Consider the following 17,182-nt stretch of genomic DNA (forward strand, 5'->3'; position numbering starts at 1 on the left):
GGACAGGCGGGGCCGCCATCATGGCGGAGGCCTATGGAAAGTTAACCGGCCGGCCGGGCATTTGCTTTGTGACGCGGGGACCAGGCGCCACCAATGCCAGTCATGGAGTCCACATCGCGGCACAGGATTCGACGCCGATGATTCTGTTCGTGGGACAGGTCGAGCGCGGCATGCGCGAGCGCGAGGCGTTCCAGGAACTCGATTACAAGGCTGTTTTCGGTTCGATCGCAAAGTGGGTCGTTGAAATCGATAGTGCCGTTCGAATTCCTGAACTCATCACGCGGGCATTCCGGGTCGCCATGCAGGGACGCCCCGGGCCGGTCGTTATCGCGTTGCCGGAGGACGTGCTGACGGAGATAGCCACTATCGGCGATGTCGCGCATGTGGAGGCCGTCGAAGTGGCTCCGCGCGTGTCCGACATGGACAAGCTGGTCGCGATGCTGCGTGAGGCGAAGCGGCCGCTCGGTATCGTGGGCGGTTCGCGCTGGACCGAACGTGCGCGCGCGCAATTCGTCGGTTTTGCCGAACGTGCGGGGTTGCCTGTTGCGGCATCATTCCGCCGCGCGCATCTGTTTCCGGCTGATCATCCGAATTTTGCCGGTGACCTTGGCATCGGCCCAAATCCAAAGCTTGTCGCGCGGGTTCGGGATGCGGACCTGCTTCTGATCATTGGCGGCCGAATGTCCGAAATGCCGTCATCGTCCTATACGCTGATCGACGTTCCGACGCCGAAGCAGAAGCTGGTGCATGTTCATCCGGACGCAGAAGAGCTCGGCCGCGTGTATCAGCCAGCGCTGGCCATTCAGGCGTCGCCGCAATCATTCGCCGATGCGCTTGACGTCTGTGAACTAGGAGCGGCCACAAATGCGCCCAATGTGGCCGCTGCGCGGCAGGACTATATTGAATGGTCGGAAGCCCCGCTTCCGCTTCCTGGCCGCTTCCAATATGGCGAAGTGGTCCGCTGGCTTCGCGATCGGCTTCCTTCGACGGCCATCATATGCAACGGCGCTGGAAACTACGCCGGCTGGATCCACCGCTACTATCGTTTTCGCGGTTTTGGCACCCAACTGGCGCCGACATCCGGCTCGATGGGTTACGGCGTGCCGGCTGCCATTATGGCGAAGCGTCAGACGCCGGATCGTATCGTCGTCGCGATGGCCGGCGATGGCTGCTTTCTCATGAACGGACAGGAATTCGCGACCGCCGTGCAATTTGACATCCCGATCATCGTGATCGTCATCGATAATGGCATGTATGGCACGATCCGGATGCATCAGGAGACGCATTACCCGGCACGGGTTTCGGCGACGGACTTGAAGAATCCTGATTTCGTCGCCTATGCGCGCGCTTTTGGCGGGCACGGTGAGTGGGTGGAAACAACCGACGAATTCGAACCAGCCTTTGAGCGCGCTATTCAATCCGGCCGTCCGTCAATCCTGCATTGCTTGCTCGATCCGCAAGCAATAACGCCCACTAAAACACTGGACCAGCTTCGAGCAGGGAGCATGGCGGCGATCAAAAGCTCTGGTTGAACCCAAGCAGGTTAGCTATTTCGTTAGAGTCTCTGCGGCGGCGCAAGCCCGTCCGAACCAGTGGAAAGCTGTTCCCGAACATGAAGGTGTCGCTGCCGTTTCGGATTTGGTAAAATCGCAACAGCAACAACAAAGCGCAAGCAAGTAGTTCTGTCACGCAGGTTTCGGTGGCCAAAAGCGCTTAGGTTCGGTACATTTTGTTGGTACAAACGAGTAAAATTTGGTGGCCGTAATATATTGATTTTGCTAATGTTTTGGGGGAAATCTGACAACCCGCCCCTGGGCACCATCGCCTTTCTAAGCGATTGTTTTAGCGGGATAATCGAGCGCAACAAGTCGATCAATCATCCGAGTGTAGCACACGGATGACACACATTGGCGCTCAGGACAGCACGTCCGACGAAACGGCAAAGATCGTCGCACCACCAATTCAGGAAGCGTGTGCCCGCCGACGTGCTTGCGTTGGCGAATGGTCGGTACGTCACATTTTATCTGCCAACCGGGCAGGGGAAAGAGGGCCCGGTAGCCGTCACGGTTGGGCAGGAAATATCCCTCTCATTGCGGCAATTGCGATTCTCGCAAAAGGGCGGCACGCGGCCATCGTTCTGCAATTTGAACAGTGGTGCAACGCCGTCCGCGTCGGGCAGATAGATGAACCACGGCAAGCTGACGATATCCTCGCGCCGCTGCTTCCGGTGGCGGATGAACAGGCACTTCTCACTTTTGATGCGTTGTGGAAGCGATGGGAGCGGGAAGCAAAGCCAGCACCAAGCACGGTCTCGACATGGTGGGGCTATGTTCAGCAGTTTCAGAAACACCTAGGCCATGATGATCCGCGCCGCGTCACGCCCGATGATGTGGTGGCGTGGAAGGATGCCTTGGTCGCGCGTGGCCTTACAAGCGTTCGCGACGGACCTCTCGCTGCGATCAAGACCCTGTTCAACTACGGCGTGGCCAACCGGCTTTTGAAACGCAACCCTGCGCAGAGCGTGACCACCGCCCGCAAGTCTCGGGCCGGAAAACGCAGGCTTCCTTACGATGATGACGAAGTCGCTCGGCTGCTTTCGCTGGCGGATCGCGCAACACGAGTATCGCGCCGATGGTTGCCGTGGCTCTTGGGGCCGAAGGAGCTGATGCGCTGGGATCGTCGATTGTGCTTTCTCAAGTGCTCGCGCGTTCAATAATTGTGAAACCCAGGTCAATCTGCCTCTGGCCGCGGGGAATGCCATTGAGGCGGCTAAGCATTTCTTCGCCAATGCGAACACCAATGTCATACCGGGGAATCCGTATGGTTGTCAGTGGCGGGACCAGTTCTGCCGCGATGATGGAATCATCCAGCCCGGCGATAGCGATACGGCCCGGCACTGACCAGCCCTGACGGTGGCATTCAAAAACAGCCCCAACCGCCAGAACGTCGCTTGCTGCAAAGACAGCGTCCAGTTCGGGACAGCGTTGGAGCAAATGTTTCAATGCCTGTGCGCCACTGTGGAAATCAAAGACCGTGCGTTCTATTCGCTCGGGAAGAACGGGAAGTCCAAGGTCATGCAGCGCTGCAATGTGACCTTTTTCGCGCATCATTGTTCGATCGTTGTTTTCGGTCAGGCCGCCCATGAAGCCAATATTGCGATACCCCTCTTCATAGAGAAAACGGGTCATGCTGCTTGCCGCCTCGAAATTAGAAAAGCCCACCACCGTATCGATTGGGTTGTCGGTGAGTGCCCACATCTCAAATATCGGGATATCCGCATTCATGAGCAGCTTTAGAGTTGTCTCGTTATGAGTGACACCCGTGAGAATGAGGGCGTCAGCGCGTCGGGACAGAAAGGCGCGCGCAAGATTGGCCTCGGCGTCAAGATCGTAGCGGCTGCTGCCAATCACCAGCTTGTAGTCCGCCTTTTCGACGACATCGGTCAGGCCCTGGATCGTGTCTGCGAATAATGAGTTGGTGATAGTGGGGATGATCACGCCGATGATCTTGCTTCGTCGCGAGGCGAGGCTTCCGGCAACCAGATCGGGTACGTAATTGGCGCTGGCTATGGCGCTTTGAACGCGCTCCCGCGTTCTCGGTGAAACCTGTCCCGGATGGTTAAGTACACGCGAGACTGTCACCAGCGAAACTCCGGCGGCCTTGGCGATATCCATCATCCGCTTGCTGGAGCGGGCAGGTCGCTTCGACTCGTCCGGCGTGGTGGTTCCTTTTGGCGTTTTCAAAGCAGTATCCCACTCGATTCTTGAAGCCTTGACACTAAACGATGGAAGCGCTTACATAGCAAATGAAAGCGCTTCCATATCGAAGATGCGCATCCTTCGAGCGTCGAAATGTATGAATTTGAGACTATTGCCGCCGCCTCTGACGGCGGCGCGCGGCTAGAAACCCGCAATCCAGCTGACCGCCACAGCGTGGCGGGGCGCTATTTGTCTTCCGATCCTTCGCGGATGGGCGATGTGGTTGGTGTTGCTCGCGCTGCGCAACGGGATTGGGCGGCGCTGTCGGACGCGGCGCGGCTGTCTTTGCTGGCCAGATTCTTGACGTCTCTAAGCGCGCGCGCCCAAGACATCGCGCGCTCGATTACTATCGAGCAGGGCAAGCCTCTGGCGGAAGCGCGGGGCGAGGTCACAAAGGCTCTCGACGAGTCTGCTCAAATGCTTGCGAGTGCGGGGCGACCGGGTGGCGCTGTGCATGCGACGACGAGAGCGGGTGTTACTCCCGTTACGGTGCGTCGTCCGAGAGGTGTGATCGCAGCGTTGACGCCCTGGAATTTTCCAGCGCTTTCGCCGTTGCGCAAGATTGTGCCGGCGCTCGCCTTTGGAAATGCTATCATTCTCAAGCCTTCCGAATTTTCTCCCGGTGCTGCTTGCATTATCGCCGAAGTCGCGCGGGATGTGCTGCCCGAAGGCTTGTTGCAGCTTGTCATTGGCGGCGCCGAGATCGGCCGGGAGCTGGTTTCCGTGCCAGGTGTGGATGGGATCACCTTCACTGGATCGGTGGCGACCGGTAAGGCAATCTACCGCGCGGCGGCGGACAATCTTGCAGAGCTCAGTTTGGAATTGGGCGGCAAGAATGCCGCGATCATCCACGATGTTCCCCAGATGGACCGGTGCCTCGATCAGGTTGCGGGCGCGGCCTTCCTGTGCTCGGGGCAGCGTTGCACCGCAATTAGCCGCGTGATCGTGAGGTCTGAACTTGCGGAGAGTGTGATCGAGGGGTTGGCTGCTCGCGCTCGCTCACTTGTTCCGGGGGATGGACTACAGCAGGGCACAACCCTTGGGCCTCTCATATCGGATCAGCATTTGTCGCGCGTTACCGGGATGGTCGCTTTGGGTGTGAGGCGTGGTGCGCGAATTGTTACCGGTGGAGCGGTGCTGACAGGTGGGGCTTGTGCCAAAGGGCATTTCTATGCGCCGACGGTGTTGCGTGATGTTACCTCCGACAATCCGGTTGCCCAGGAGGAAATCTTTGGTCCAGTCATCAGTGTGCTGACGTACGAAACCCTGGATGAAGCCATGCAGCTTCTTAATGGCGTCGAATTCGGACTCACTGCAGCGTTGTTCTCGTCCGACATTACGGTGATCGACCGCTTCATCGCGGGAAGCGAGAGCGGAATGATTCACGTCAATCACGGAACGACGCCTGACAGCAATATGCCTTTCGTTGGCATCCGGAATTCCGGTGTAGGCGCCTGCTCTGTCGGGCCGGGTGCGGCGGCTTTCTATACCACTGAACACGCAGTCTATCTGGGGCGGCCTCAGGTTTGAACATGACAGAACAGAACAAAGCAGCGCGCAGCGCGGAGCGGCGCCATCTAACGTTGTCGAGTGGCGACAATGTAACGACCGTTCTGGATGATTTGGTTGATGCGTCTTGTCTTGCGGGTGGTGGCGCAGTCGTGCCCGGTGTCCGGTTTGGTCACAAAGTGGCGCTCACTGATATTGCGGCAGGAGATTCCGTTGTGAAGTACGGAGTTGTCATTGGGCATGCAACGCAGCCCATCGCGAAGGGTGAGCATGTCCATGTCCACAATTGCTGCTAACGGATTTCATGGGTTCGTGCGCCCCGATGGGTCTGTCGGAGTGCGGAATCATCTCTTGGTTCTTTCGACCGTCGCGTTGACGAATCGGTTGGCGGAGCTTGCTGCAGAAGGTATTCCAGACGCGATCGTTGTAGCCGGAGATTTTGTGCGTGGCTTGCGCGGAGCTGATCTTCCGCTTCAGGCGCGAGTCTTGCGAGCACTGGTGAGCCACCCGAATGTCGGAGGCGCGCTTGTGCTATGTCATGACGTCCCGACCTCGCGTGCACTCGAAGCGGCTTTTGCCGGTGAGGGCAAGCCGGTTTCAGTTCAAGCATTGATGGCCGCGAAAGGCATGACCGATGCTGTCGCCCGTGCGCGCGCGGCTGCATCCGACCTTGCGCACTCTTTAACCGGAGCGACGCGCAGCCTTGTCCCACTGTCATGCTTGACGGTTGCGTTGGAGTGCGGTGGTTCCGACGCCACAAGCGCTCTGGCCGCGAATCCGTCGATTGGCAGATTTGTGGATCGACTGATCGATGCCGGGGGCACCGCAATCGTGTCGGAGACGGCGGAGTTCGTTGGTGCCGAGTCGGTTGTGAGCGCGCGAGCCGCCAATCAGAAGGTATCAGCAGACATCCTCGCAGCCCTGGCCCGGTCCGAGGCGTTTCTGTCGGAGGATGGTGAAAGCTATCGCGGTGTGAATCCCACTCAAGAGAACATTGAAGCGGGATTGACCACACTGATTGAGAAATCGATGGGAGCGGTGGCCAAAACGGGGAGCCGTCCTTTTGTGGGTTGTTTGACGTTCGGGTCAAAACCGCCGGCGCCGGGACTCTACTTCATGGACACCCCGTTCTTTAGCCCGGTCTCGATCACAGGCATGGTTGCCGCTTCCGCACAGGTTGTTTTGTTTGCAGTCGGCGTGTTCAACCCTTCGGGCAGCCCGCTGGCGCCAACACTGAAAGTATGTGGCAACCCTCGCACGCTTGCGGAATGGAAAGACAGCCTTGATGTCGACGTGAGTGCCGCGGTGACGGACGGAGCAAGCCTCAACGAGATGGCTGACAAGGTTGAGCTTGCTTTGCGCAAGGTTCTGGAAGGCGAGAAAACCATGTCGGAAGCTTGGAGTGAGGGGCAGATCATCATCCCGAGCACGAAGTCCTTGCTGTGAGCGCAGGTTACTAGGCTGCAAAAATCCGAATCTAAGGGGAGGAACAAAATGAAGAGAAAACTGAGAACGATACTGTTGGCAGCAGCATTCGCCGTAGCCGCGGCGGCTCCGGTCGCGGCGCTTGATCAGGTGCGCACCAATAGTATCACGGCCTATACGGGCTTCTATATCTACGTTGCCGATACGATGGGCTTCTTCAAGAAACACGGCATAGATGCATCGCCACGCTGGTTTCCGAGCGGGGCGCCTATCATGCAGGGAGCCGCAGGCGGACAATGGGACATGGCCTTTCTGGGGGCTCCGCCGATGGTTGTTGGTGGTCCCGCGCTGGGGCTGGTCACTGTCGGAATGATCGCCGAGGAAGGCGGTATGCACGAACTGATCGGGCGGCCGGCCTATGTTGACGCGGCGAAGGCTGATTCAAGCAAGCTTCGTGGAGCCCGCATTTTCGTGACCACCCTGTCCACCGGTCACTACATGGTCGAGGCCTGTCTACGGCATCTTGGATTGTCCACGAATGACGTCCGCATTGTTCCCAGTGAACAGCAGGCGACGCTGTCGGCATTTGTCGCCGGCGAAGGGGATCTGGCGCAGGTGTGGTCTCCGCAAACCACCATGCTGCAGGCTAGGGGAAACAAGGTTATCTGCGGCGCCAAGGAACTGGCTCTGAGCATGCCGGGTATCAGTGTCGCGCATCCCAATTTCATCGCCAACAACGGTTCAGACAAGATCACCCGCTGGTTGCGAGCCACCGCTGAGGCTGTGGAATGGATTCGTCAGGATCGCAAGCGCACCTTCGAACTTTATAAAAAGTACGACGCTTTTCGTGGTTTCAACTTCAAGGATGACATGCTCGAAGGCGAAGTCGATCTGGTTATGAATACCTACATGAACGTCGATCAGCAGCTTGCGATGCTGAAACCCGCTGCAGGCAAGCCTGAACCCGCGATCGCGGCATCATTCAGCGCGATTGCTGAGTTCTTCATCCGTCAGGGACGTCTAAAGACCGTGCCCGATTATCGCCCATATATCGACAGCCGATATCTTGAGGCCGTTAAGAGCAATCCCTGATTTACGCGGGTTTCCGGGCGGACAGGTTGCCGCCCGTTACCCCGGACCGACAAGGTTTTCGCAATGACGACAACGATCGAATACCGCAATGTCTCGATGTCTTTCGGGACGGGAGCGCAAGCTGTCCGTGCTCTCGATCCAACCAATTTCAAGATTGGCAATCAGGAATTCCTGATGATCGTGGGTCCATCAGGATGCGGAAAGAGTACACTTCTGCACGTCACCTCGGGATTGCTCAAGCCGACAACCGGCGAGGTGTTACTTGACGGTCAGCCCATTACTGCGCCCGGTCCAGACAAGGCCCTGGTGTTCCAGAATTTCTCGTTGTTCCCATGGAAAACAGTATGGGAAAATATCGATTTTGGTTTGCGCATTAACAACCTGCCACGAGACGAACGGGAAGCGCGGGTTCGTCACTACATCAAGCTAACCGGCCTTAGCGGGTTTGAGCACCGTTATCCTCGCCAGCTTTCGGGTGGAATGCAGCAGCGCGTTGCTATTGCGCGCAGCTTTGTTCTGCGGCCGCGCGTATTGCTGATGGACGAGCCGTTCGCCGCGCTGGACGCGCAAAATCGCGCAATCATGCAGGAAGAGCTGGTACGTATCTGGTCCGAGCAGCGCTCGACAGTCTTGTTCATTACCCACTCGGTCGAGGAGGCTGTCTATCTGGCCGATCGCGTGATGGTAATGAGCCGGCGGCCTGGTCAGATCAAGGAAGTAATCGACGTCGGAGCAGTCACGGGCGCTTCTCATTGGAGGACGCGACCTTTGAACGATGTGGCCTCCGATGCGAAATTTCAGAATCTGCGGCATCATGTCTGGGAGAGTGTGCGCAGCGAAATCAGTCCTCTTGTGGGGGCTTGAACAGTGGCTCGTGCGCTCGTTTCGGTTGCGTCGCTGGGTCTGCTGCTGCTGCTTTGGTGGTACGCGACCGAGGTGGCACAGCTTGTAAGCCCATTCGTACTACCATCGCCGGGTGATGTGATCTCCGGTCTGGCGCGAGTCAGTGAAGGCTACATGGGCGGCTCGCTGATGGAGCATTTTACGGCCAGCATGTCGGTCATGCTCTCCGGCTTTCTTCTGGCGCTCGTGATAGGCATTCCACTCGGGATTTTGATGGCCTGGATTCCGATCATGGACCGGCTGTTCGGGCCTCTGCTGACTGTTCTGCGCCCAATTCCGCCGCCTGCCTGGATTCCACTTGCGATTCTGTGGTTCGGAATCGGAATTGCGGGCAAGACCTTTATCGTCTTCGTAGCTGCTTTCGTGCCGGTACTGGTGAACGCATATGTTGGCTGCAAGGAAACGCCGATCAACCTTCTCAATGCGGCACGTACGCTCGGGGCGAGTCAGCGCACGATCCTGATGGAGGTGGTGTTGCCGTCCGCGATGCCGGTGATCCTGACCGGTGCACGCATCTCGCTGGGTGTTGCCTGGGCGACGATCGTTGCGGCTGAGCTTGTAGTCGCAGATCAGGGCTTTGGATTCCTCATCATGAATGGATATCGGAACTTTGAAGCGAACATCATGGCAGGTGGCATGTTGCTCATCGGTGTGATCGGGATTTTGATGAATCTCGGATTTGTCTGGCTTGAGCGCGTACTGCTGCGCTGGAATGCCGAGGTTCGATAACATGAGCAATCTTGGTGAGCGAGCCTACGCTGGTGTTCTTATGCTGGGGCGAGGAGTCACGGTCCTTGCCGGCCTTGCGGTCTGGGTAGTACTTTGGTGGGGGGTGGTCAGGATATTCGGAATATCCGCTGATTTCCTGCCTTCCCCTGCGGATGTGTTTTCCAGTCTAACCAGACTCGTCACTCACTCGATCGGAGAAGGGCCGCTGCATGTGCATGTCGTGGCCAGCTTCCTGCGGTTTATGGGTGGGTTCGTTCTCGCTGTTGTGGTGGGAATACCGCTTGGCTTTATCATGGGGCAGTATCGTCTCCTTGATTGGGCGTTGAATCCGATCTTTGAATCGGTGCGGTACATCCCGCCGATCGCGTGGGCGCCGTTCGCAATCTTGTGGTTCGGTGCGAACTTCGGTGCGCAAACGTTCGTTATCTTCATATCGACGTTGCCGCCGATTCTGATCAGTGCCTACAGGGCTATGCAGTCCGTTGATCCCAGCCTTATCGCTGCCGCGCGAACGCTGGGGGCTTCCAACCGCACCATTATTCTCGAGGCCGGTCTGCCGTCGTCAGTCCCGGTTCTGGTCAGTGGCCTGCGGATCGGAGTGGCAACGGGCTGGATGGCGTTGATTGCTGCGGAGATCGTTGCGGGAACAGGCGCGCGCGCGGGGCTCGGCTATCTGATTCTCATCGGACAACAGACGCTTCAGGCAGGCATTACGATTGGCGTGATGTTGGTGATCGGTGTGTTGGGTGGCGCGCTGGATTACGCGCTTCAGCTGCTTGAACGCAGAGTCATGCATTGGCGCTGAGACGCCTCGCGAAAAGAAAGTCAAAAGAATGAACGATACCCGATATGATTTCATCATTGTGGGGGCGGGGTCGGCTGGCTGTGTCCTTGCCAACAGACTGAGCGCTGGTGGCCAGCATACCGTGCTGGTGCTGGAGGCTGGACCACGAGATCGGAATCCTTGGATTCATGTCCCTGTCGGTTATGCCAAACTGATCTTCAACCAGAATTTGAGTTGGAATTATCAGACAGAGCCTGAACCCGGTGCAGGCAATCGCCGCATTGCATGGCCGCGTGGCAGGGTTCTGGGCGGTTCGAGCTCGATAAACGGGCTGGTCTATATTCGCGGTCAGCGCGAGGATTACGATCAATGGCGCCAGATGGGCAATGTTGGATGGGGCTACGACGATGTCTTGCCCTATTTTGTAAGATCTGAAAATCAGGTTCGCGGAAGCAGCACCTATCATGGCGCCAGTGGACCGCTTGCTGTGTCGGACCTCGCTGACCGGTACGAACTATGCGATGCATTTATCGATGCAGCAGAGCAAGTTGGGATTCCCCGAAACGCTGATTTCAATGGAGAGCAGCAGGAAGGAGCGGGTTACTACCAGCTGACCACGCGAAACGGTTTGCGGTGTTCGGCGGCAAAGGCCTTTCTCAAGCCGGCGCTTCGCCGGTCAAATTTGAGATTGGAAACAAATGCTCAGGTCAGTCGCATCTTGTTCAAGGGTCGGCACGCCACCGGAGTCGACTGTATTGTGGATGGAGTAAGAAAGCAGTTCTTCGCCGGCCGTGAGGTTATTCTTACCGCTGGTGCCATCAACTCACCTCAGCTTCTCCAGCTCTCGGGAATTGGGCCAGAAGGACTGCTCCGGGAGCATGGAGTCGATGTTGTCGATCATCGTCCCGGTGTCGGTGGGAATCTGCAGGATCACTATCAGGTTCGTCACGTGATGCGCTGTACCCGTCCGATCACATTGAACGACAAGATGGCGAGCCTTGCTGGACGGATAGGCATTGGGCTTGAGTATGTGCTGCATCGCCGCGGTGCACTGACTGTGAGCGCAGGGCAAGCGGGGGTGTTCGCGCGAACCCGGCCGGATCTTGCAAGCCCTGACATGCAAATCCATTTTATGACGCTGAGCACTGACCAGCCCGGCAAGTCATTGCATGACTTCTCGGGTTTCACATCGTCTGTCTGCCAACTGCGTCCCGAAAGCCGAGGTGTGGTGCAGATCGCTGGGAACGACCCGTTACGCCCACCGCGCATTGAAGCACGTTATCTCAGCGCCGAAACTGATCGGCGTACGATCGTCGATGCGATCCGGTTAAATCGCAAAATCCTCTCTGCACCGGCCCTTGCGGAGTTGATCGCGGAGGAGGTTCGTCCGGGTCCGCATCTGGAATCCGATGACGAACTTCTGGCTTTCGCACAACAGACCGGCAGCTCAATTTTCCATCCGGTCGGGACATGCAAGATGGGCAGCGATCCCATGGCTGTTGTGGACTCGCAATTGCGAGTTCATGGTATCAAGGGTTTGCGTGTCGCGGATGCATCAATCATGCCCACGTTGATCTCGGGTAACACGAACGCGCCGGCCATCATGATCGGTGAAAAGGCTGCTGATCTCATCGCGTCTTCGATTTGACAGCGCGCCACTATGAGTAAATTTGATGTTGGCTGTCGAAGGGGAATTCCCCTTGGCTGCCTTACGACGCCGCTTCCGGACCCCGTTCTCGTCATGCGGGCGAAGGCCTCGCGATCGTGAGCGTAGTCATTAACGCCGCGCTTGGGTCAGGAGCTCTTGTGGGCTTCTCGCTCGGCTTGATCGGTGGCGGCGGTTCCATCCTGGCAACGCCGCTTTTGCTCTACGTCGTTGGCGTTTCGCAGCCGCATATCGCAATCGGCACCGGGGCGCTGGCGGTCTCGGCGACTGCTTTCATCAATCTGGCCAGTTATGCCCGCGCCGGCGTTGTGCGCTGGCGCCTTGCAGCCGTGTTCGCGGTGGTCGGTACCCTCGGTGCGTTCGTAGGATCGAGTGCGGGCAAGCTGATTGACGGCAACAGACTCCTATTCCTGCTCGGGCTGGTGATGCTTGCCGTCGGGGCCATGATGCTGCGCCCGCGCAACGAGACTGCGGCTCCCGAGAGGGATGCACATCTCAAGACCTGCTTGCTGACGGCCGGCATTGCATTTGTCACCGGCACCGCTTCCGGGTTCTTCGGTATCGGTGGTGGTTTCCTGATTGTCCCAGGCCTGTTGCTTGCGACCCGCATGCCGATGATCAACGCGGTCGGTTCTTCACTTTTGGCGGTCGGATGCTTCGGTCTTGCGACCGCGCTCAACTATGCGTTCTCCGGCCTGGTCGACTGGCTGGTTGCTGGCCAGTTTATCGCAGGCGGCCTCGTCGGAGGACTTTTCGGCATTGCGCTCGCGAGCCGTTTGTCGCGCGGCAAAGACACTCTCAAGCGCATTTTCGCCGGCGTGATCTTTGCGGTGGCAGCTTACGTCCTCTATCGCAGCGGACAAGCGATGTTGAATTAGTCTGGCGGGACGCAGGCTGTGAATTGGTAGCGAAAAGGTAGTTGTCGGTGAACAGGGCAATGCTGATTTCGAATGGCTGGCTGGTATTAAGTGCTGAGAACTGTCATCCGACGATACTTGCAGCAGAAACTCCCTGTTACAGACTAAGAACTCCCTGTTTTTCGAAATGTTTTCCCTGTTAGTTTTTATAGGACCGAGAAGTCGCAGCAGCACCGCTGTTTTAGGTCTCAGCGGGCCGATTTCAATATCCGAATTTCGACGTTTTGGATCGCTGAGACTGAGACAGGTTCGAACTTGCGATTTTGAACTGGAAGGCGGTCTTAAAAAGTAGCATTTGTTGCCGTTGCTTGAGCCGTGAAATGGCAATTGCGCCAGTTGGTACAGCCTAGCGGAGCGATCATGGCTTATCGCCACCGGCGGCAATAGCGAAGCGCTTCGCAAGGTCGCCACCACTCTGGGTTCTTTCCATAAAGCCACTCATGGCGACTACCGCAGAAGCGATTGTTCTGGATCATTTGAAACAGTTCGCGATTTTTTCGAGTATCGGTCAAGCGACCTTTGCATAACTCTCAAAAAATAGCGGCATGAGCGAGGCAAGCGATGGCGCGCTTCAACATCGAGCGGGACATCCCCGACATGGGCGTGACGAGTCGACTTTCAAGGTTAAATGACCTCGACGTCGTGGATCCGCCACTGGGGATTTCGAATTGACCGCGGCAATTGTCGATCGCTTTCCTAGATCACTAGATCAAGAGCGCTTGCCCTAATGTCTTATCTCACCCAGAACCTTGATGTCGTATTGCCACGCCGTCCGTCGGATGCTTGGTCGCAAATGTCGAATCCGATGTCAATCGACCCGCAGAGGCAAACCCCTTTGCTTCAGACGATAGGCCTGACCAAGCGCTACGGTACCTTTCTCGCCACTGATTCCATCGACATCGATATCTGGCCGCGGGAAATCCATGCCCTGCTCGGAGAGAATGGAGCCGGAAAATCGACGCTGGTCAAAAAAATCTACGGTCTGATTCAACCTAGCGAAGGCGAAATGCGCTGGCAGGGGAAGCCCATGACCCTCGCCGGCCCGTCTGAGGCGCGGGCACTAGGCATCGGCATGGTGTCTCAGCACTTTTCCCTGTTCGACAATCTCACCGTCGCCGAAAACGTGGCGCTGGGTCTCGACGGCAAGGAACCGTTCAAGGACATGTCTGCCCGTCTGGAGGAAGTGGCCAATGTTTATGGGCTTCCGCTTGATCCGAAGCGGGAAGTTTGGCGGCTCTCCGTCGGGGAACGTCAGCGCATCGAGATCGTCCGGGCATTGATGCAAGACCCCAAGTTCCTGATCCTCGACGAGCCGACGGCGGTGCTGACGCCGCAGGAAGCCGATCAACTCTTCATCGTGCTGGAACGCCTTAAGGCGGAGGGCCGTGCGATCCTCTACATCAGCCACAAATTGGAAGAGGTGAAACGGCTCTGCGACACGGCAACGATTCTGCGCGGCGGCAAAAGAATCTCGATCTGCGTTCCGCGGAACGAGACCGCGGCCTCCCTTGCCCGCATGATGGTCGGTGCCGACGTCAAGGAAGTGAAAGCAGCAGCCGGTCGGCGAACGACAGTGCCGCGCCTCGTTGTCAACGATCTCAACATGGAGCTCGACGATCCTCACGGAGTCCGGCTTGAACACATCTCGCTGGAGCTGAAGGGTGGTGAAATCTTGGGCATCGCTGGCGTCGCCGGCAATGGCCAGAACGAACTATTTTCCGCACTTTCGGGAGAACGTCTTGCGAAGGATCCCGGCATGATCGTGATCGATGGACACGAAGCCGGACATCTTTCCATTACCTCTCGACGCAAGCTCGGAGCGGCTTTCGTTCCTGAAGAGCGTTTGGGTCACGGCACCGTACCGCGCATGAAGCTCTCTGAAAACGCTCTGCTCACGGGCCATGCGGCGAGCGGAATGGTCCAGCATGGATTTGTCAACATGGCAGCAATGCTGGCGACGGTCGACCGCGCCACTGAGATCTTCGACGTACGCAAGGCGAAACGCGATCCTGAAGCGGCAAGCCTGTCCGGCGGCAACCTGCAGAAATTCATCGTCGGCCGCGAAATCCTTCGCAACCCGACGGTGCTCGTCGTCAGTCAGCCGACCTGGGGCGTCGATGCTGGCGCCGCCGCCGTGATCCGGCAAGCCCTGCTCGATCTCGCAGCCAGCGGCGCCGCAGTCCTGGTGACAAGCCAGGACCTCGATGAGCTCACCGAGATCACTGACCGAATCGCCGTGATGTTTCATGGGCATTTGTCAGAGCCGTTGGCGACTTCAGACGCCAGCCGCGAGAAGCTCGGCCTGCTAATGGGGGGCAGCACTTTACCTCAAATGGAGGCGAACGATGCTGTTGGTGCTTGAGAAGCGCGCGGAGCAATCCAATACGGTCGCGCTGGCCTCCCCGTTGATTGCGATTTGCCTCACCATCGTCACCATGAGCATTCTGTTTGCGATCCTCGACAAGAATCCGATCTCGGCGCTCGGCGTCTACTTCATCGATCCCCTGACCGACGGCTATTCGCTGCAGGAAATCGCAGTGAAGGCAGCACCGTTGGTGATGATCGGGATAGGCCTATCACTATGCTATCTCGCGAACGTCTGGAACATAGGCGCCGAGGGCCAGTTACTGGCTGGCGCCGTCGCGGGCAGTTGGCTGGCGGTGAAAACGCAAGGCACAGACGCTGGCGCCTGGGTGCTGCCGACAATGCTGTTAATGGGAGCTGTGGCGGGCGCGCTGTATGCACTGATCCCCGCATTGTGCAAGGTCAGGTTCGGCGCCAGCGAGATCCTGACCAGCCTGATGCTGGTCTACGTCGCCGATCTATTTCTCGACTATCTTGTGCGCGGGCCGTGGCGCGATCCTGCCGGCTTCAACTTTCCGACCACGGCGAAGTTCGACCCGGTTGCTACCGTTCCGGCGCTGATCGAGGGCGGCCGTCTGCACCTTGGCGTCGTCATTGCACTGATTGTGGTCGCAGGTGCGGCAGTGCTGCTCGGACGCACGATCAAAGGATTTGAGATTCGTGTGGTTGGCGCGGCATCTCGCGCTGCGCGGTTTGGCGGTTTTAAATCCAACCGTGTGATCCTTCTTACCTTTGCGATCTCGGGCGCGCTGGCGGGCCTAGCCGGAATCATCGAGGTCGCCGGACCCGTTGGCCACTTGCAGCCCGGCATTTCGCCCGGCTACGGCTTCACCGCCATCATCGTCGCGTTTCTCGGACGTCTCAACCCGATGGGAATACTAATCGCGGGGCTCTTCCTCGCTCTAACCTTCATCGGCGGCGAGCAGGCGCAGATCGCAATGAAAATCCCGTTGGACGTCACCAAGGTCCTTCAAGGCTTGCTGCTGTTCTACGTGCTCGCCTGCGACTCGCTCATCCTTTACCGCTTCCGGCTGATCTCACCGTCGCCAAAGGCCCATCATGGAGTTGTTTGAAGCGATCATTCTGTCGGTGCTCGCGGCATCGACCCCGCTGTTGATCGCGGCCACTGGCGAATTAGTAACCGAGCGGGCCGGTGTTCTCAATCTGGGCGTCGAGGGGATGATGATCGTGGGCGCCGCCTGTGGTTTTGGCGGCGCTCTGCTCACCGGCTCGACCACCGTCGGCGCTATCTGCGGCATTGCCGCTGGAACGGCCCTATCGCTGGTGTTCGCGCTGATGACGTTGGGCCTCGCCGTCAATCAGGTCGCTACCGGTCTAGCATTGACGATTCTGGGTATAGGCCTCTCAGGCCTGATCGGCGCAGGCTTTGTCGGCGAGCGAATTACGCCTGCGCCGCAGCTGTATATTCCTGGACTGACTGATATTCCGGTTTTGGGCCGTATTTTATTCGGTGAAGACGGCTTTGTATATGCTTCGTTGTTGATGGTCGTCGGCGTCTGGCTGTTTCTATATCGTACCCGCTCCGGATTGATCATCCGCGCGGTCGGTGACAATCACGTTTCCGCACACGCGCTGGGATACCCGGTGCTCAAAATCCGCCTGGGTGCCGTAATGTTCGGCGGCGCTTGCGCCGGCCTCGCCGGAGCCTATTTGCCGCTGGCTTATACGCCCTTCTTTGTTCCTGGCATGACTGCCGGACGCGGCTGGATCGCGTTGGCGCTGGTAGTGTTTTCATCATGGCGGCCGGGCCGTCTCGTGATCGGTGCCTATCTGTTCGGCGCGGTCACGATCCTGCAGCTTCACGCGCAGGGGTGGGGCGTCGGCATTCCCTCGCAATTCATGTCGGCCTTACCATATCTCGCCACCGTGATCGTTCTCGTTCTGATTTCGCGCGCAAGAGCCGGTGGTTCGACCGCACCCGCGGCCTTGGGAACAGTCTTCGTGCCCGATCGATAAATACCCGAAGCGCGCGATGGGGCGCGTGCGCTCGGGATCGACCGCCCCCCTCGGTAAC

Annotated in this window: 15 protein-coding genes; 14 read left to right on the forward strand and 1 reads right to left on the reverse strand. The window is 58.1% G+C overall.

Annotation, left to right across the window (positions count from 1 at the left end; all coding sequences use genetic code 11):
* Both BN32_RS00930 and BN32_RS00935 read left to right on the forward strand, forming a co-directional pair.
* A partial coding sequence (locus BN32_RS00930; RefSeq protein ID WP_084494543.1) for a thiamine pyrophosphate-binding protein occupies window positions 1-1,532 on the forward strand: 1,532 nt, incomplete at its 5' end.
* A 695-nt stretch (window positions 1,533-2,227) separates the two neighbouring features.
* Complete coding sequence (locus BN32_RS00935; RefSeq protein ID WP_019195361.1) at window positions 2,228-2,716, forward strand: site-specific integrase; 489 nt, start codon at window positions 2,228-2,230, stop codon at window positions 2,714-2,716.
* On the opposite strand, the gene BN32_RS00940 is transcribed toward BN32_RS00935, so the two are convergent.
* Window positions 2,694-3,743, reverse strand: a complete 1,050-nt coding sequence (locus BN32_RS00940; protein WP_019195362.1) for a LacI family DNA-binding transcriptional regulator — start codon at window positions 3,741-3,743, stop codon at window positions 2,694-2,696. The two genes, BN32_RS00935 and BN32_RS00940, sit on opposite strands and share 23 nt — an antisense overlap.
* 108 nt (window positions 3,744-3,851) lie before the next feature.
* Here BN32_RS00940 and BN32_RS00945 point away from each other — a divergent pair, with 108 nt between their 5' ends.
* From BN32_RS00945 to BN32_RS01000, 12 genes are all read left to right on the forward strand, one after another.
* Window positions 3,852-5,288, forward strand: coding sequence for an aldehyde dehydrogenase family protein (locus BN32_RS00945; protein WP_019195363.1), 1,437 nt, complete (start codon window positions 3,852-3,854; stop codon window positions 5,286-5,288).
* Between the two features lie 2 nt (window positions 5,289-5,290).
* Window positions 5,291-5,563 (forward strand): UxaA family hydrolase, encoded by a 273-nt coding sequence (locus tag BN32_RS25855; protein ID WP_082758004.1) that lies wholly within the window; start codon window positions 5,291-5,293, stop codon window positions 5,561-5,563.
* On the forward strand, window positions 5,544-6,713 hold the full coding sequence (locus BN32_RS00955) for a UxaA family hydrolase (RefSeq protein ID WP_202962513.1): 1,170 nt from the start codon (window positions 5,544-5,546) through the stop codon (window positions 6,711-6,713). Before BN32_RS25855 ends, BN32_RS00955 begins: the two co-directional genes overlap by 20 nt.
* A 48-nt stretch (window positions 6,714-6,761) precedes the next feature.
* On the forward strand, window positions 6,762-7,784 hold the full coding sequence (locus tag BN32_RS00960; RefSeq protein ID WP_019195366.1) for an ABC transporter substrate-binding protein: 1,023 nt from the start codon (window positions 6,762-6,764) through the stop codon (window positions 7,782-7,784).
* 63 nt (window positions 7,785-7,847) lie between these two features.
* Complete coding sequence (locus tag BN32_RS00965) at window positions 7,848-8,648, forward strand: ABC transporter ATP-binding protein (RefSeq protein ID WP_019195367.1); 801 nt, start codon at window positions 7,848-7,850, stop codon at window positions 8,646-8,648.
* 3 nt (window positions 8,649-8,651) lie between these two features.
* Window positions 8,652-9,416, forward strand: coding sequence for an ABC transporter permease (locus tag BN32_RS00970; RefSeq protein ID WP_019195368.1), 765 nt, complete (start codon window positions 8,652-8,654; stop codon window positions 9,414-9,416).
* A complete protein-coding gene (locus BN32_RS25860) occupies window positions 9,376-10,221 on the forward strand; it encodes an ABC transporter permease (protein ID WP_156946938.1) in 846 nt (281 codons plus the stop codon). Before BN32_RS00970 ends, BN32_RS25860 begins: the two co-directional genes overlap by 41 nt.
* A 28-nt stretch (window positions 10,222-10,249) precedes the next feature.
* The gene (locus tag BN32_RS00980; protein ID WP_019195370.1) at window positions 10,250-11,848 is read left to right on the forward strand and encodes a GMC family oxidoreductase; all 1,599 of its coding nucleotides are present in this window, start codon (window positions 10,250-10,252) and stop codon (window positions 11,846-11,848) included.
* A 116-nt stretch (window positions 11,849-11,964) separates the two neighbouring features.
* On the forward strand, window positions 11,965-12,744 hold the full coding sequence (locus BN32_RS00985) for a sulfite exporter TauE/SafE family protein (protein ID WP_040425311.1): 780 nt from the start codon (window positions 11,965-11,967) through the stop codon (window positions 12,742-12,744).
* Window positions 12,745-13,576: 832 nt separating this feature from the next.
* Window positions 13,577-15,145, forward strand: a complete 1,569-nt coding sequence (locus BN32_RS00990) for an ABC transporter ATP-binding protein (RefSeq protein ID WP_040425802.1) — start codon at window positions 13,577-13,579, stop codon at window positions 15,143-15,145.
* The gene (locus BN32_RS00995) at window positions 15,129-16,220 is read left to right on the forward strand and encodes an ABC transporter permease (RefSeq protein ID WP_019195373.1); all 1,092 of its coding nucleotides are present in this window, start codon (window positions 15,129-15,131) and stop codon (window positions 16,218-16,220) included. Before BN32_RS00990 ends, BN32_RS00995 begins: the two co-directional genes overlap by 17 nt.
* Window positions 16,207-17,124, forward strand: a complete 918-nt coding sequence (locus BN32_RS01000) for an ABC transporter permease (protein ID WP_019195374.1) — start codon at window positions 16,207-16,209, stop codon at window positions 17,122-17,124. Before BN32_RS00995 ends, BN32_RS01000 begins: the two co-directional genes overlap by 14 nt.
* Window positions 17,125-17,182: the final 58 nt, after the last annotated feature.

Origin of the sequence: Afipia birgiae 34632 (assembly GCF_000308295.2) — a bacterium.
In the GTDB taxonomy this organism is placed as follows: domain Bacteria; phylum Pseudomonadota; class Alphaproteobacteria; order Rhizobiales; family Xanthobacteraceae; genus Afipia; species Afipia birgiae.

Excerpts from the sequence above, each read along its gene's own strand:
- BN32_RS25855 (WP_082758004.1), top strand. The coding sequence starts at position 5,291 with ATGACAGAACAGAACAAAGCAGCGCGCAGCGCGGAGCGGCGCCATCTA.
- BN32_RS01000 (WP_019195374.1), top strand. The coding sequence starts at position 16,207 with ATGGAGTTGTTTGAAGCGATCATTCTGTCGGTGCTCGCGGCATCGACC.
- BN32_RS00960 (WP_019195366.1), top strand. The coding sequence starts at position 6,762 with ATGAAGAGAAAACTGAGAACGATACTGTTGGCAGCAGCATTCGCCGTA.
- BN32_RS00955 (WP_202962513.1), top strand. The coding sequence starts at position 5,544 with ATGTCCACAATTGCTGCTAACGGATTTCATGGGTTCGTGCGCCCCGAT.
- BN32_RS00945 (WP_019195363.1), top strand. The coding sequence starts at position 3,852 with ATGTATGAATTTGAGACTATTGCCGCCGCCTCTGACGGCGGCGCGCGG.
- BN32_RS00990 (WP_040425802.1), top strand. The coding sequence starts at position 13,577 with ATGTCGAATCCGATGTCAATCGACCCGCAGAGGCAAACCCCTTTGCTT.
- BN32_RS00995 (WP_019195373.1), top strand. The coding sequence starts at position 15,129 with ATGCTGTTGGTGCTTGAGAAGCGCGCGGAGCAATCCAATACGGTCGCG.
- BN32_RS00965 (WP_019195367.1), top strand. The coding sequence starts at position 7,848 with ATGACGACAACGATCGAATACCGCAATGTCTCGATGTCTTTCGGGACG.
- BN32_RS00980 (WP_019195370.1), top strand. The coding sequence starts at position 10,250 with ATGAACGATACCCGATATGATTTCATCATTGTGGGGGCGGGGTCGGCT.